This window comes from Paraburkholderia caledonica NBRC 102488, from assembly GCF_000685095.1.
Taxonomy (GTDB): Bacteria; Pseudomonadota; Gammaproteobacteria; order Burkholderiales; family Burkholderiaceae; genus Paraburkholderia; species Paraburkholderia caledonica.
Genome location: NZ_BAYE01000004.1, coordinates 194,109 through 209,301, shown reverse-complemented (window position 1 = coordinate 209,301; position 15,193 = coordinate 194,109). Strand labels below are relative to the sequence as shown.

General features: G+C 59.2%; 15 protein-coding genes and 1 pseudogene. 12 read left to right on the top strand and 4 right to left on the bottom strand.

Features of this window, described 5'->3' with window-relative positions:
- Nucleotides 1–55: 55 nt before the first annotated feature.
- Nucleotides 56–1,405, top strand: a complete 1,350-nt coding sequence (locus tag BCA01S_RS10470) for a peptidoglycan-binding protein (protein ID WP_408257471.1) — start codon at nucleotides 56–58, stop codon at nucleotides 1,403–1,405.
- Between the two features lie 9 nt (nucleotides 1,406–1,414).
- The gene (locus BCA01S_RS10465; protein ID WP_027776846.1) at nucleotides 1,415–1,891 is read left to right on the top strand and encodes a hypothetical protein; all 477 of its coding nucleotides are present in this window, start codon (nucleotides 1,415–1,417) and stop codon (nucleotides 1,889–1,891) included.
- Between the two features lie 67 nt (nucleotides 1,892–1,958).
- On the opposite strand, the pseudogene BCA01S_RS34765 reads toward BCA01S_RS10465, so the two are convergent.
- Nucleotides 1,959–2,333: pseudogene (locus tag BCA01S_RS34765) on the bottom strand (plasmid partitioning protein RepB C-terminal domain-containing protein); the annotation flags it as partial.
- Here BCA01S_RS34765 and BCA01S_RS34760 point away from each other — a divergent pair.
- The 8 genes from BCA01S_RS34760 (at nucleotide 2,333) to eutC (ending at nucleotide 8,913) form a co-directional block, all read left to right on the top strand.
- Nucleotides 2,333–2,554, top strand: a complete 222-nt coding sequence (locus tag BCA01S_RS34760) for a hypothetical protein (protein WP_042318402.1) — start codon at nucleotides 2,333–2,335, stop codon at nucleotides 2,552–2,554. The pseudogene BCA01S_RS34765 and the gene BCA01S_RS34760 overlap by 1 nt on opposite strands.
- The gene (locus BCA01S_RS10450) at nucleotides 2,541–3,110 is read left to right on the top strand and encodes a hypothetical protein (protein WP_027776845.1); all 570 of its coding nucleotides are present in this window, start codon (nucleotides 2,541–2,543) and stop codon (nucleotides 3,108–3,110) included. The genes BCA01S_RS34760 and BCA01S_RS10450 overlap by 14 nt, the downstream gene beginning before the upstream one ends.
- A gap of 109 nt (nucleotides 3,111–3,219) precedes the next feature.
- Nucleotides 3,220–3,603, top strand: a complete 384-nt coding sequence (locus BCA01S_RS39500; RefSeq protein WP_052369452.1) for a PAAR domain-containing protein — start codon at nucleotides 3,220–3,222, stop codon at nucleotides 3,601–3,603.
- Nucleotides 3,604–3,727: 124 nt separating this feature from the next.
- The gene (locus tag BCA01S_RS34750; protein ID WP_052369450.1) at nucleotides 3,728–4,516 is read left to right on the top strand and encodes a polymorphic toxin type 44 domain-containing protein; all 789 of its coding nucleotides are present in this window, start codon (nucleotides 3,728–3,730) and stop codon (nucleotides 4,514–4,516) included.
- A 59-nt stretch (nucleotides 4,517–4,575) separates the two neighbouring features.
- Nucleotides 4,576–4,884, top strand: a complete 309-nt coding sequence (locus tag BCA01S_RS10430) for a hypothetical protein (RefSeq protein ID WP_244145981.1) — start codon at nucleotides 4,576–4,578, stop codon at nucleotides 4,882–4,884.
- Between the two features lie 369 nt (nucleotides 4,885–5,253).
- Complete coding sequence (eat, locus tag BCA01S_RS10425) at nucleotides 5,254–6,657, top strand: ethanolamine permease (protein ID WP_027776843.1); 1,404 nt, start codon at nucleotides 5,254–5,256, stop codon at nucleotides 6,655–6,657.
- 43 nt (nucleotides 6,658–6,700) lie between these two features.
- The gene (locus BCA01S_RS10420; protein ID WP_027776842.1) at nucleotides 6,701–8,095 is read left to right on the top strand and encodes an ethanolamine ammonia-lyase subunit EutB; all 1,395 of its coding nucleotides are present in this window, start codon (nucleotides 6,701–6,703) and stop codon (nucleotides 8,093–8,095) included.
- A complete protein-coding gene (gene eutC / locus BCA01S_RS10415; protein WP_027776841.1) occupies nucleotides 8,092–8,913 on the top strand; it encodes an ethanolamine ammonia-lyase subunit EutC in 822 nt (273 codons plus the stop codon). The genes BCA01S_RS10420 and eutC overlap by 4 nt, the downstream gene beginning before the upstream one ends.
- A gap of 1 nt (nucleotide 8,914) precedes the next feature.
- Here eutC and BCA01S_RS10410 read toward each other — a convergent pair whose 3' ends face one another.
- Together BCA01S_RS10410 and adh are read right to left on the bottom strand one after the other, a co-directional pair.
- Nucleotides 8,915–9,310, bottom strand: a complete 396-nt coding sequence (locus BCA01S_RS10410) for a DUF779 domain-containing protein (RefSeq protein WP_027776840.1) — start codon at nucleotides 9,308–9,310, stop codon at nucleotides 8,915–8,917.
- Nucleotides 9,311–9,381: 71 nt separating this feature from the next.
- Nucleotides 9,382–10,902: an aldehyde dehydrogenase gene (gene adh / locus BCA01S_RS10405; RefSeq protein WP_027776839.1), complete on the bottom strand. Its 1,521-nt coding sequence runs from the start codon at nucleotides 10,900–10,902 to the stop codon at nucleotides 9,382–9,384.
- Nucleotides 10,903–11,246: 344 nt separating this feature from the next.
- On the opposite strand from adh, the gene BCA01S_RS10400 reads away from it, so the two are divergent.
- Nucleotides 11,247–12,308: a helix-turn-helix domain-containing protein gene (locus BCA01S_RS10400; protein ID WP_042318449.1), complete on the top strand. Its 1,062-nt coding sequence runs from the start codon at nucleotides 11,247–11,249 to the stop codon at nucleotides 12,306–12,308.
- Between the two features lie 30 nt (nucleotides 12,309–12,338).
- On the opposite strand, the gene BCA01S_RS10395 is transcribed toward BCA01S_RS10400, so the two are convergent.
- On the bottom strand, nucleotides 12,339–14,720 hold the full coding sequence (locus tag BCA01S_RS10395; protein ID WP_408257460.1) for a heavy metal translocating P-type ATPase: 2,382 nt from the start codon (nucleotides 14,718–14,720) through the stop codon (nucleotides 12,339–12,341).
- Here BCA01S_RS10395 and cadR point away from each other — a divergent pair.
- Nucleotides 14,719–15,150, top strand: a complete 432-nt coding sequence (gene cadR / locus BCA01S_RS10390; protein WP_027776836.1) for a Cd(II)/Pb(II)-responsive transcriptional regulator — start codon at nucleotides 14,719–14,721, stop codon at nucleotides 15,148–15,150. The two genes, BCA01S_RS10395 and cadR, sit on opposite strands and share 2 nt — an antisense overlap.
- Nucleotides 15,151–15,193 lie beyond the last annotated feature (43 nt).

Sequence of the window (15,193 nt, the reverse complement as noted above, 5' to 3'; positions counted from 1 at the left end):
TGGCGATAGTCTTAGCACGATCGCTCAGAGAAACGGAGTTACGGTCAGCGATCTTGTGAAACTGAACAAGATAGACAACCCCAGACTCATCTACCCTGGCCAGAAACTTGTCCTGCGCGAGCAGCCAGAGCAGGATGCCGAATCGTATTTTAGCGAATTGTGGATCCGCATAACCGATGCCAATGGCGCGCCAATTTCTGACCTCAAGACCAAGGTCGTTGCCGGGGATGACTCTCAAGAGCATGTGACGGATAAGCAGGGACTCATTCCACCTATCCAAACGCAAAAAGCATCGGAGAAAGTCCACGTCTTTGTCGCAAAGATTGACGGCGGGACGAAGAAGGTCGCAGAGATTGCTCCGCCTGCAGGCGTGCATCAGGCAACCCTTCGCAGTCCAAAAGTAAAGCTCGACACAGCGCTGCGAGTACATCAGGGCGGAGCCGATCATCATGAGGCGGCGCCGTTGCCTTTGCCGCCAGGAGAGACTCAGCAAAACCGGGACACCGCCGGAAATCCGGTCGTAAATGTTGGCGTCGAATGCCCAAATAACGACAACTTGCGATTGGGGCCAAATGCCAAGTTTCGCGACTACATCATTTCTGCTGGTGCCAGGAGTGGATTTAAACCGCAAGCCGTTGCTTCGGTCATCAATATTGAGGCGGCTAAACTGGTGGTCTCGGTGGAGAAAAAGGTCAAAGTCCACGGCAAGATCAAAACAAAGATCGTCAAGGTGTCGACAGGCGAATGGAACCCCGCGTCCGCTGCATCGGGCTCCAGCGCGCGTGGACTGACGCAATTCCTGGCGGGCACGTGGCTTGGCGAGGCAGTTCGCTCCGGAACTTTCGTTAACGAAAAGGCTGAAGCGAACGGCTGGGTAACGAAGGATGCGCACGGAAAATATCATGTCGTACCGGCCCATAAAGCCGAGCTGCTTGATTTCAGGTCGAATGCCGAGGCCGCGATCATGGCAGCCGTCGACTATGGCATGTCGAATTTCCGCGCACTGCAGTCAAACGGATACAATTTCTCCGGACTGAACGACGGCGAGCGAGCGAAGATCCTATATTTGTCCCATCACCTCGGATCGGGCGACGCAAACAGATATCTTGCCGGGACTATTGCTGCCGATGATACGTATTCGCAAGCGACACCGGGCCATCCGCCCAGGTTGATCGCTCGAGGGGCAAAAACTCTTTTGATCGCACAGATCGGTGCCTCTGCCGCCGCCAAACGCGCAGAGGATAATGGTGGAAATTACGTGAAGGCTCATCGACTGTGGCTGAGTCAGTTGATCGACAACGGTGTCAACTTCAAGAACTTCGCCTGTGACCCGACCAAGCTTGCTGACGTACGCCCCTTGCTGGATCTCGTGACTGCGGTGGGCGGGACGAATCCGCCTTTTTAGGAGATGAATTTGTTCAAGTTGTCATTGATCGGGCTTTTTTTGTCGCTTTGCTGTGCAGGCTCTTACGCACAGACGGATGGTGGAGACCGCGACTCCATTCAGACCGTTGCTGGCACGCTGTCCATTGTGAAGGTGGAGCACGTAAAAACAGACGGTGTTACTTTCACTGCCTCGTTGAACGGTGCGCAGTTCGACCAGCTTTATGGATCTCACTACACCTACTACACAGACTCCATCGGGGCGGACAAACCCGCCACGCGCGTAGTCGTCGAGGACTTCATTGGCGGGTTCTCCGATACCCCCTCTGTGTCGTTATATGACTTCCGAAAAAGGCCGCCCGTTGCGTTGCCAATCAGTAACAAGCTCGACGTGGACGACGTTCGTTGGTCAGACAGCGCTGTACTGCTGAGTGCGAACGGCACTTGGTACTCGTTTTCAGGCAAGAAGCTGGCGCGCTCAAAACCTCCGAAGAAATCTGCGCAATAGGTATGACGGTGTGGCGGTCTCCAGAATGTGGGGCGACGGATGGAACTCTACGATGGGAAGTTCAAGTATTGATCGCAAGCAGCTTCCTGGGCTTTTTACCGGCGACAAGGCCGGCGGCGAGCTTTGCAACAAGAAGCGCCTCAGCGTACCGAACGGTTACGCTGTTCGCCGCAATCATCAATTCCACACATTCAACCTGCCGAGTCGGCTTCATTTTCCGAAGTACGCGCGACAGCTTGGCCGAAAACTGTCGGTCTCCAAGAAGTTCAGCTGCCTCCGCACAGATCCCGTCGAGGAGCGATAGCTTTTTCACAATGGAGGTCACGTCCACTGCAAACGCTCTTGCGAGGCGTTCTGGACAAACGCCCCGTTCGATCACTCTGCGGATCATGTAGTGATCCTGAATTTTGGGAAGCCTGTTCAGGCGATTGTTGTGTGTGTGTGGTGCTGGGCGGCAATCAGGGAGGCCACGGCACGTTCGGCGGCACCATCGACTTCACCGATTTTGCAAAATCGGCTATCCACGGGTTCTACGTCTCCCTGACCTACTTACCTTTCGCACAGGAAGAGATCAAGAAGGGAGCGCAGTTGCCCGAAGCAAGTGCGGAAGAACTCAACAAACTGCATCACATCAAAGATCCCAAAGGTCATGGAACACGTTAAGGCAGTACGAAGATCGTTCGCGGCAGCACTCGTGATATCAGCCCTCTGGGCATGCAATTCGGCGTTCGCTCAGCCTCAGGAAAGTTGCATTACACCGTCCGATCTGCAGTCTCTGCAACGGGATTTCTTTGCGCATTTTCCAGATGCCAATGCGTTCGCCAGATCTGTGGACAAGTCGAAATTTGAATTGCTGACCAATGCGCCCGAGGGACGCCGCCTGGAACAAGGGGGGAGCCCGACCGGCGACAGGATCGACTGGCTGATCCGCACGTTTAACGATCACAGCGAGCTATTTTCCGGCTTTGCATTTGAGAGGCCGGACTTCACCTATATGAAAGGGCAGCTCAGGGGTGGCAAGCCGTCAGTCAACAATCTGCGCACATCCAAGCGCTTTCCGAAAGACGAATGCGTTCAGGAAGTCAACTATGACGTGCCCACTGGCCCGTGCGTAATGTCGCAGCAACTGACCAGACTTTCGATCACCTTTGTGAAAGACGAGCGTCCCCTATCGCTGCAGAGTGTCGAAATGTTCTTCAACGCATGCACAGCCAAATAAGTTTGTCGCCCATGCAAACGGTGCCTTCACTCGCATTGACGTCGTTTGCCTCGAGCACGGGAGGGGCGCGGCGCATCGAAAAAGATGCGGTTTCGGGAGCGAATGGGCTATGAAAATCCGCGGCTGGATTCGTCAGGGCGACCGCGCTGCATGTGGAGCGACGGTCACGGAAGGTGATCCGACTTTCAGCAGCCACGGCCAGCAACTTGCGTTCGATGGCGCGGCTATGTCGTGCACCAGGCGCTGCCACGTGGTTGCAGGAGCCAGCAACGCAACGCTGCCGGGCGGAAGGCGCAAGGCCGTCCATGGTGATGCAACCTCGGCGGGGTGTCCCCTGCTTTCAACGCTTAACGACTCGCACGGGATAGAGGCGGGCGGCGGCGCCGTACCGACGGCCTTCTTTCAGGGATCGGACGGCAGCTGGCACCCAGGCAAGTACGCCGACCACTACGTGCTTCGCGAGCTGGCAGTGGCAATCCGCTTAGGAACGTAGCGTACGCTATTGTGCGGGAGTCCGGCGCCGTCGAGCACGGCGTTACCGACGCAAACGGCAAGACGCACCTGCTAGCGCAAACTCTCGAAAGGGAATACGTGCGTTTTTATGTGGAGGATCAGGAGTGACGATTGTCGGGCAAGACGGCAAACCAATGCGTTTTGTCGCTGCGTTTCAGACGACGCCGATCGCCGACGTCGACCCAAAAGAAGTCCGGCTTTGTGCGGATCCGAACGATGCCATTGCCGTAGCGGAATTCATCGTGAACGAAATGAAGAAAAATCCGTTCACGGCCGAAGGGAGGAAGATTGCGGAGGCAAATCGTTTTGATCCAACCGCGGAAACGGCAAAGTGGAACGCCCTGCCGTGGTACGCAAAGCTTGGCGGAATGCCCGATTTTTACGGCATGGCCGCAGGGCAAAAACTTGCCGCATATCAGATGTGGGCGGATCGGGTCGCACCGAATCGTCCGTGGGACCACAAACCTATCATCCGCCATGCACTGCAAGCAAAAGGAAATTTTAATCGCGGCTGGCAGAAATACGGACAGGACGACTACTTTTACGATATCTGGTCGAACATTCACTACGGCTATGTCGGCGTGGCGGTCGGCTTCAGCGCGAGTGAGCTGATTGGCGGTGCTGGTCTCGCGCAGGCTGCCAGTGATGCTAGTCGCGATGTGTCTCACGGACGCTGGCCGACCATGCAGAATCATCCGCAAAACGGCACATGGCCGAGCAGCGCCGACGATGTGCCTGATCATATTTCGATCCAACTCGGCATTGACCTCTATGCGTCCGCGAAGCCGAACGAGTTGACGACCGACCTTCTGCTTCGCAAGATATCTGCCGTTCCCATGCCTTGGGGCGCAGGTGACGCTGCGGCCAAGAGGCCGCATCAATGCTCCCAGTGACCGACTAGCAAATGCTTTCTCGACGACTTAAATGGATTGTCTTGCTGTGCGCAATCGCGATGGCTGCATGGTTCTTCTGCCGGCCGGTGATCGTGCTGCACTACTCCGCCGACGCGCAGAAGCCGGTGGTCTACTTCCTGAACGAAAATGATCAAATCACTCGCGGTGAACTGGCACCCGGGCAGACCGAAAAATTTTATACGCCCATGTTTGCATCGCGGGATGCGTGGATTGAAGTAAGTCTGCCTTTTGCGAGCCGCGACGGTGCAGATATCAAGCCACCATATAGCCGTGTCGACGTGTATATCGATGCAGGGACGAAGATCGAGCGAACAGACACGAAGCATGGTTTCTTTGCCCGCTTTTGATGTCGAAGACGGCGAGTTGTACTGTGGCAGCTGCTGGACCTCTAACAGCTATGTCAGCCGGGTGCGCGTGTCCAAGTAGACGTTGAGGATGACGTTTGGATCCAGCCGGATACAGCCATGATCTTATCCACAAGCATCAACTCGCCTTGTTAACTATTACTACATATACACATACAAAGGTTATAAGAACCAAAGGGAGCGCACACAGACCGCCAGCAAACCACTCACCCCTCCACCGACCATCCCCCAACTTTGCCGAATTTCGATACCACCTCGAATAATGGCTCACTACCATCGGCGAAAGCCTGCCTGCCCGCACACCGCAAAGCCTTGCGGCGTCGAGCAAGCGGCAAACTCACGGAGCGCCCGATGAAATCAGAGTCCAGCGGTCAGCACGTCGGTAAAGTCACGCATCACGAGTTGAAGCAGACGCTCGGCACGTGGCAGCTATGGGGCATCGCGGTTGGCCTCGTGATCTCCGGCGAATACTTTGGCTGGAGCTATGGATGGGCGAGCGCGGGTACGCTCGGCTTCGTTGTCACGGCGATCTTTATTGCCGCGATGTACACGACCTTCATTTTCAGTTTCACCGAACTCACCACGTCGATTCCACACGCGGGCGGCCCGTTCGCTTACGCGCGTCACGCGTTCGGTCCGACCGGCGGTTATCTGGCCGGCGCGGCGACGCTCGTCGAATTCGTGTTCGCGCCACCGGCCATTGCGCTTGCAATCGGCGCTTATCTGCACGTGCAGTTTCCTGGTCTCGAGCCGAAACACGCTGCAATGGGCGCGTATCTCGTCTTCATGGCGCTGAATATCGTTGGCGTGCAGATCGCGGCGGCTTTCGAGTTGTGCGTGACGTTGCTCGCGATCTTCGAACTGCTCGTCTTCATGGGCGTCGTATCGCCGGGCTTCCAGTGGTCTAACTTCACGAAAGGCGGATGGGCCGGCGCGGATACATTCAGCATGGGCTCGTTCAACGGCATGTTCGCGGCCATCCCGTTCGCGATCTGGTTCTTCCTCGCGATCGAAGGCGTTGCAATGGCCGCGGAAGAAGCGAAAAACCCGAAGCGCTCGATTCCCATTGCCTACGTCGCCGGCATCCTGACGCTCGTTGTGCTGGCCATCGGTGTGATGGTGTTCGCAGGCGCAGCCGGCGACTGGACCAAGCTGTCGAACATCAACGATCCGTTGCCTCAGGCGATGAAGTTCATCGTCGGCGAACACAGCGGCTGGATGCACATGCTCGTCTGGCTCGGCCTGTTCGGTCTGGTCGCGTCGTTTCACGGGATCATCCTCGGCTATTCGCGGCAGATCTTCGCGCTGGCACGCGCGGGCTATCTGCCTGAGTGGCTCTCCAAAGTACATCCGCGCTTCAAGACGCCGCATCGCGCGATTCTGGCCGGCGGCGTGATCGGCATCGCAGCGATCTACAGTGACGAGCTGATCCAGTTCGGCGGCCAGACACTCACGGCGAACATCGTGACGATGTCCGTGTTTGGCGCTATCGTGATGTATATCATCAGTATGTTGTCGCTTTTCAAGCTGCGCCGCACGGAGCCGAACATGGAGCGTCCGTTCCGCGCGCCGCTGTTTCCGCTGTTCCCGGCGTTCGCGCTGGTTGCCGCGGTGATCTGTCTGGCGACCATGGTGTACTTCAACTTTCTGGTGGCAGTGGTGTTCGCAATCTTCCTCGCGCTAGGCTACGTCTATTTTCTGTTGACGCGCCATCAACGCGAGGCCGCGCCGGCGGACGCATTGCTCGAAGAATGACGGATGAAGCCGCTGCGCGCGCAGCGGCGCTGGAGTCGTAAAAATGAGCTATACGGAGACAATCGGCAGCCGTACCTATCGCTTCGCCGATCTGAAGACACTCATGGCGAAGGCGAGCCCGCAACGCTCCGGCGATCAACTCGCAGGCGTCGCGGCGGCGAGCGAAGAGGAGCGCGTGGCCGCGAAGATGGCACTCGCCGAAGTGCCGCTACGCACGTTCCTCAACGAAGCGCTGATTCCGTATGAAAGCGACGAAGTCACGCGCCTCGTCATCGACGATCATTCGCCGCAGGCGTTCGCCGAAATTTCGCACCTGACGGTGGGCGACTTTCGCAACTGGCTCCTGAGCACAACGACGAATGCCAATGCGCTCACGCGCATCGCCGCCGGCCTCACGCCTGAAATGGTCGCGGCCGTGTCAAAGCTCATGCGCAATCAGGACCTGATCGCAGCGGCGCGCAAGCGTCCGGTAATCACGCGCTTTCGCAACACGGTCGGCTTGCCGGGGCACATGTCGGTGCGTTTGCAACCGAATCATCCGACAGATGACGTGAAGGGCATCGCAGCCTCGATGCTCGACGGCCTCATGTACGGTTGTGGCGATGCGATGATCGGCATCAACCCGGCCAGCGACAATCTTGCAGCGATCACCAGACTGCTGGTGATGGTCGATGAATTCCGGCAGCGCTATCAGGTGCCGACACAATCGTGCGTGCTGACGCACGTCACCAACACGATCGCCGCCATCGAAAAAGGCGCACCCGTCGACCTCGTGTTTCAGTCGATTGCAGGCACCGAAAAAGCGAACGCCGGTTTCGGAATCTCACTTTCGCTGCTCCAGGAAGCGTATGAAGCGGGGCTGTCGCTAAAGCGCGGTACCGTAGGCAACAACCTGATGTACTTCGAAACGGGGCAGGGCAGTGCGTTGTCGGCGGACGCGCATTTCGGCGTCGATCAACAAACTTGTGAAGTGCGCGCCTATGCGGTTGCACGCAAGTTCAATCCGTTTCTCGTGAATACCGTGGTCGGTTTTATCGGCCCGGAATATCTGTACGACGGCAAGCAGATTACGCGCGCGGGTCTCGAAGATCATTTTTGCGGCAAGCTGCTGGGCGTGCCGATGGGTTGCGACATCTGCTACACGAATCATGCGGAAGCCGACCAGGACGACATGGACAACCTGCTCACGTTGCTCGGCGTGGCCGGCATCAATTTCATCATGGGCATTCCGGGCGCAGACGATGTGATGCTCAATTATCAGAGCACTTCTTTCCACGATGCACTCTATGTGCGCGATGTTCTCGGCTTGCGCCGCGCACCGGAGTTTGAAGAATGGCTTGAGTCGATGCACATCGCCGACGCGCGCGGCGCCTTGTTGAGCGCGTCGGCACAACAACCGTTGCTGGAAGGCGTGCGCGACTGGATGGGTATCGAATGAGCGACTCTGTCGACAAGAATCCCTGGAATGCACTGCGCCAATTCACCAACGCGCGCATTGCATTGGGTCGAGCAGGCAACAGCCTGCCGACTGCGCCTTTACTCGCGTTCAATCTTTCGCATGCGCAAGCGCGCGACGCCGTGCATCATCCGCTCGATACAGACGCATTGCACGCGCAACTGCGTGCGCAGAACTTCAGAACGCTGGATGTGCACAGCGCTGCGCCCGACCGCGAGCACTACTTGCGGCGTCCCGACCTTGGCCGGCGCTTATCCGAAGAGAGTCGCGCAGCGCTCGCGCAATTACCCGACGAGTCGCCCGATGTAGCGTTCGTGATTGGCGACGGCTTGTCTGCGTTTGCCGCGTCGAAACAAGCCGTTCCGTTGTTGCAAGCCGTCACTCCGCAGCTCGTGGATTGGGCGATCGGTCCAGTTGTAGTCGCGCGGCAGGCACGCGTTGCACTCGGTGACGAGATCGGCGAGTTGCTGAATGCAAAGATCGTCGTGATGCTGATCGGGGAGCGGCCGGGTCTCAGCTCGCCGGATAGTCTCGGCGTCTACATTACATACGCGCCGAAAGTGGGCTGCAGCGACGCACAACGCAATTGCATCTCAAACGTGCGCCCTGAAGGACTCGATTATCCGCTTGCCGCGCACAAACTACTTTATCTGCTTACCCATGCACGGCGCCTGGGCGTCACCGGCGTGGGCCTGAAAGACGATAGCGACGCATCGCTGCCCGGCGCGCCGGCAACAGCCGCAATCAGCGCAGAGGTGGCACCAAGCGCAAACCCGAACCCGAACTCAGCTGCGGGCTGACTCACGCATCGACACGCTGTACGGGATGCGCTTCGAGCCACGCATTCTCGTCGTCGTCGAACAAGCGGGAACGCGTCAGAAAGCGCAGACCGCTTGGCCGTTCCAGCGAGAACATGCCACCGTTGCCCGGCACCACGTCGATAATCAACTGCGTGTGCTGCCAGTACTCGAACTGTGAATCGCTCATGTAAAACGGCACGCCTGCCAAAGTGCCGAGTTTCACGTCGGACGAGCCAACCATGAATTCGCTCTGCGGAAACAGCATCGGTGCGCTGCCGTCGCAGCATCCGCCGGATTGATGAAACAGCACCTCGCCATGTTCCGCGCGCAACGAGTCGATCAACTGGATAGCGGCAGGAGTCGCAATTACGCGCGCTACTTCTTTTCCCTCGGTCATCGTACCCTCGCTTAAACACAGCGAGCCGCACAATGCGGCTCGCTCTGTAATTAACACTTCGCCGCGAACGCTTAGAAGAAACCGAGCGGCTTCTCGCTATAGCTGACGAGGAGGTTCTTGGTTTGCTGATAGTGGTCGAGCATCATCTTGTGATTTTCCCGGCCGATGCCCGATTGCTTGTAGCCGCCAAACGCCGCGTGCGCCGGATACGCGTGATAGCAATTGGTCCACACCCGGCCCGCCTGGATCTGCCGGCCAAAGCGATAAGCGCGCGTGCCGTCGCGAGTCCATACACCGGCGCCCAAACCGTAGAGCGTATCGTTGGCGATCTCGAGTGCTTCATCTTCGGTCTTGAACGTGGTCACTGAAACAACCGGCCCAAAGATCTCTTCCTGGAAGATGCGCATTTTGTTGTGACCGCGAAACACGGTCGGCTTCACGTAATAGCCTTTGCTCAACTCACCGCTCAACGTGTTGCGCTCGCCGCCAATCAGACACTCGGCGCCCTCCTGCTTGCCGAGATCGACATAAGACAGAATCTTCTCCAACTGTTCCTGCGAAGCCTGCGCACCAATCATCGTCCGCGTGTCGAGCGGGTGACCTTGCGTAATGGCCGCGACGCGCTTCAATGCTCGCTCCATGAAACTGTCGTAGATCTTTTCGTCGATCAGCACGCGCGACGGACAGGTACATACTTCGCCCTGATTCAGCGCAAACATCGCGAAGCCTTCGAGTGCCTTGTCGAAGTAGCTGTCGTCCTGATTCATCACGTCGGCGAAGAAAATATTGGGGCTCTTGCCGCCGAGTTCTAGCGTGACAGGAATGATGTTCTGACTCGCGTATTGCATGATGAGGCGGCCGGTCGTGGTCTCACCGGTAAAGGCGATCTTCGCGATGCGCTTGCTCGATGCCAGTGGCTTGCCCGCTTCCAGACCGAAGCCGTTCACCACATTCAGCACGCCGGCGGGCAGCAGATCCTGAATCAGCTCCACCAGCACAAGAATCGACGCAGGTGTTTGCTCTGCCGGCTTGAGCACGACACAGTTGCCGGCCGCGAGCGCGGGCGCAAGTTTCCACACGGCCATGAGGATCGGGAAATTCCACGGGATGATCTGGCCTACCACGCCGAGCGGTTCGTGGAAATGATATGCAACGGTGTCGTCGTCGATCTCGGAGATCGAACCTTCCTGAGCACGCACCGCGCCGGCGAAATAGCGGAAATGGTCGATGGCAAGCGGAATATCGGCGGCCATTGTTTCGCGCAGCGGCTTGCCGTTGTCGATCGTTTCAGCAACGGCGAGACGCTGCAAGTTCGCTTCCATCCGGTCCGCAATGCGGTTCAGAATGTTCGCGCGATCGGTCGTCGAGGTTTTGCCCCAAGCCGCTTTAGCGCGGTGCGCTGCGTCGAGCGCGAGTTCGATATCCGCCTCGCGCGAACGTGGGATCGAGGTGAATGGCTCGCCTGTTATCGGCGAGACGTTGTCGAAGTATTCGCCCCCCGCGGGCTTCACCCATTCGCCGCCGATAAAGTTCGCATATTGCTTCTTGAAGGGGAATTCGGTCGTCAGAAACTGCATCTCCGCGTGATTCATCTGTGTGCTCCTCACATTGTCTGAATGGGCAATAGCCGGCGCGACGTTGCGCTCGGTTGCAATCCGTTGAAGTCGGCCGCGTCACCGTAGAGCCAGATCTATGCCAATGCACCCGGCTGGTGAGCCGTGCACGCGCAGCAGGCACCGGCGCACCGGGGTGCGTGTTTTTGCCTCGAATCGACGGAGGGTGGCGCGTCGTTTCTGATCAACGCGGTTGTTGCTGTTCACGAATTGAACAGCGGCGCGGCGCGTGCCGAGCTGGTCACTGCAGTAAGCAGGCGCGTGCGATCGGCATGGGACTTGCCTTGTTTTTTCTCTTCGATACTCCATTGCGCGGATTCGCCATGACGATCGGAACCCTCAGCAGCAACCCGGCGAGCGCCGTGTCCACAAGCTCCACGCTCGTGCCGCAGCCAAGCTTTTGCGTTCAGACCCGTGTCGCCCACGACGCGGACGAACAGGCGCGCAATCTTCACGGCTGGCACCAGACGTACGACCAGTTGACGGCGGGAAGCTTTGTTGGTGGCTTGACGGAGTTGTGCCTCGATCACATGCAGGTATTTGTCGAAACGACGAGCCACACCTTGAGGCAAACCTGCGAAGTGCAGAAAGACGCGTACTGGTTTGGTATTCCGACGTGCCGCGCAGGCTCGGGTCGCATCGACGCGCAAATCATCGGCGGCGACGCGCTCGCCTTTCGTCCGGGTGGCGTCGAGTTCGAACTACTGACGTCGGCAGGCTACGAGATTTTCGGTGTGGTCGTGAAGGGAGAGATGTTGCGTCGCTACGCGGCGGACGTGGAGCGCGTGAGTCTTGTCGAGCCATTGCCGGATACCGAGGTCGTGACGATCGGCATGGCCCGCAAGGAGCGTATGTGCGCTTTGCTGCGCGAGCTTCTCGCGCATGGTGCGGCGAGCGCTGCGCCGTTGCCGTCGGCCGCGCGGGAGAACTTGCAGGCGTCGGTGCTGGCGGAGCTGTTCGACGCTGGCGCATTGCCGGCTTCTTGTGAACCGACGGCAATGCCGGCGCGTGCGCGCCGTCAGTCGATCGTCTCTGACGCGCGCGATTATGTGCTCGCCAATCGCGATCGCGCGGTCGGTGTGCCGGAGCTTTGCGAACGTCTGCATGTGAGCCGGCGCACGCTGCAATACTGCTTTCAGGATGTGCTCGGTATGGCGCCGGCAACGTATGTGCGAGCAATCCGCCTGAACGGCGCGCGCCGCGATCTGTGCAATGCGTCGCGGGACTGCCGCTCGGTGCAGGACGTGGCGGCCGCTTGGGGCTTCTGGCACATGAGCCAGTTTGCAACCGATTACCGCAAGCTCTTCGGCATGCGGCCCTCGGATACGTTGAAGGCTGCGATTGGCGTTAAATCCGTCGCGAGCAGCCGTTCGTCTGCGCACTAGTTGACTCACAGCGTGACGCGTTGCGCATTGCTATTTGCGCAGCAAGCGCAGGCCGTTGGCCACTACAAGCAGACTCGCGCCAACATCGGCGAAGACTGCCATCCACATGGTGCCGAGACCCATCACGGTCAACACGAGGAACACGCTCTTGATGCCGAGCGCGAGCGCGATGTTCTGCACCAGCACGCCGTGCGTCGCTTTGGACAGGCGGATGAAGAGCGGGATCTTGCGCAGGTCGTCGTCCATCAACGCGACATCGGCGGTTTCGATGGCCGTACCGGTTCCCATCGCGCCCATCGCAAAGCCAATGTCGGCGCGTGCAAGCGCGGGCGCGTCGTTGATGCCGTCGCCTACCATGCCTATTTTCGCGCCGTCGGCCGACCACTGCGCGATTGCGTCCAGTTTGTCTTGCGGCAACTGATTGCCGCGCACTTCGTCGATACCCACTTGCTCAGCGATTGCAGCAGCGGTATGCGGGTTGTCGCCGGTGAGCATGGCCGTGGCGACGCCCACGCGGTGCAACTCGGCAATAGCGGCGGAACTGGTCTCCTTCACCGTATCCGCTACGGCGAACAGCGCGAGGACGCGTCTGGCGTCGCTTAACAACACCACCGTTTTGCCTTGACGTTCGAGCGCGCCGAGCCGCGCTTCAAGTGAAGGCGAGCACCGCCCGAGTTCTTCAGCAAGCCGATGATTGCCCAGCCAGTACGTCAGGCCGTTCATCTCGCCGCGCACGCCGCGCCCCGGAAGTGCTTCGAACGAATCGACAGTGACGTTGCCCACGCCGTCGTTCTTTGCCGCCGCAGCGATTGCCATCGACACAGGATGATCCGAGCGCGCCGCAAGACTCGCGGCAAGCGTACGGCAACGTGCGGCGTCGGCGTCGGCATCGGCGAGCATCGCGAAATCGGTTTGCACCGGTTTGCCGTGCGTGATCGTGCCGGTTTTGTCGAACGCCATGCGGGTCAGCTTGCGCCCTTGTTCCAGAAAAGTGCCGCCCTTGATGAGAATGCCCTTGCGAGCGGCTGCTGCAAGGCCGCTGACGATCGTCACCGGCGTAGAAATCACGAGCGCGCACGGACACGCGATCACCAGCATCACCAGCGCCTTGTAGATCCACGCATGCCACGATCCGTCGAAAAAGAGCGGCGGCACGAGCGCCACCAATAGAGCAACGGCGAACACACATGGCGTGTAGACGCGCGCGAACTGATCGACAAAACGTTGTGTGGGCGCTTTGGTGCCTTGCGCTGCTTCAACCGCGTGAATGATGCGCGCAAGCGTCGAGTTGCTGGCCGCCGCCGTCACGCGGTAGTCGAACGAGCCGGTCTGGTTGACGGTGCCTGCGAACACGGCATCTCCGGCGGCCTTGTCCACTGGCAGACTTTCTCCCGTGATGGGCGCCTGATCCACGCTAGAACGCCCTGCAACGATCTCTCCGTCGAGCGCAATCCGCTCGCCCGGCCTCACGCGAACCAGCGCGCCGGGCGCGATCGCGTTGAGATCGATGAGGCGCCACGTGCCGTCCGGTTGCTGCACGCTCGCCTGTTCCGGCGTGAGTTGCATCAGCCCCTGGATTGCATTGCGGGCGCGGTCGAGCGACTTCGCTTCGATCAGTTCGGCGACGGTGAAGAGCACCATCACCATCGCCGCTTCAGGCCATTGGCGCAGGATCAACGCGCCGGTCACCGCAATGCTCATCAGCGCGTTGATGTTCAGGTTGCCGTGGCGAATGGCGAGCCAGCCCTTGCGGTACGTCGTCAGGCCGCAGGAAGCGATCGCGATGATCGCAAGGCTTGCTGCCATCCATGCGGGCGCGCCGAGCCAGCCTGCGGCCTCTGAAGCTGCCGCAGCGACACCCGCGAAAGCAAGCGGCCACCAAGGCTTCGGCTGTCGAGGCGCGGCCGGTTGAGTGAGCTGTTTAGCGCCTTGCTGCGAAGACGGTGAATCCGGGCCCGCGATTTCTGGCGTGAAGTCGAGCGAACGAAGCGCGGCGAGAATCGAGTCGAGCGCGCCGTGCGCGTGCACGACGGTCAGTACGCGCTGCATGAGATTGAACTCGATGCTGCGCACGTCCGGCATGCGACTGAATTTCTTGCGGATCAGCGCTTCTTCGGTCGGGCAATCCATTTGCATGATGCGGATCGCGGTGCGCACGTCGTCGCCAATCGCTTCGGACGGCCGCAACTGTCCCTCCAACTGCGCGGGCGCATGAGCCGACGCGCCGCAACAGCCTGCATCCGCATGGTCATGTCGATGCACTTCGTGGTTGTGGGCGCAGGCGTCGCGCTGTGTGGCAGTTCCGGCATGCGCCTCGTGAGCGTGCGGCATGGTGGCTTCCTCGTTCGATTTGTGGTCTAGTAAACACCTTGAAGCCACTACAAGGTCAAGGCCGGTCTCGGGAGGGTCCATGAAAATCGGCGAATTGGCGAAAATCGCCCATTGCACGACCGAAACCATCCGTTTCTACGAGAAGGAAGGGCTGTTGCCCGAAGCGGAGCGCACGGAGGCCAATTACCGAAGCTATACCGCGAGGCATGTCGAGCGGCTGCGCTTCATTCGCAACTGCCGCGCGCTCGACATGACCCACGACGAAATCCGCGCGCTGCTGCGTCTCACCGACGCGCCGGGTCACGGCTGCGGCGGCATCAATGATCTGATCGACGAGCATATTGCCCACGTCGATACGCGCATCGACGAACTGCAGCAACTCAAGGCGCAACTGCGCACGCTGCGTGAGCAATGCCACGGCGAACAGGCCGTCGAAGACTGCGGCATTGTTCAAGGTCTCACCGACATGGACGTGAGCGCGCCACGGGCGCGGCACACCCATCTCGGTTGATGCGTCCAGTCGAATCAATAATCGAATCCAGTTGGAGAAGCAA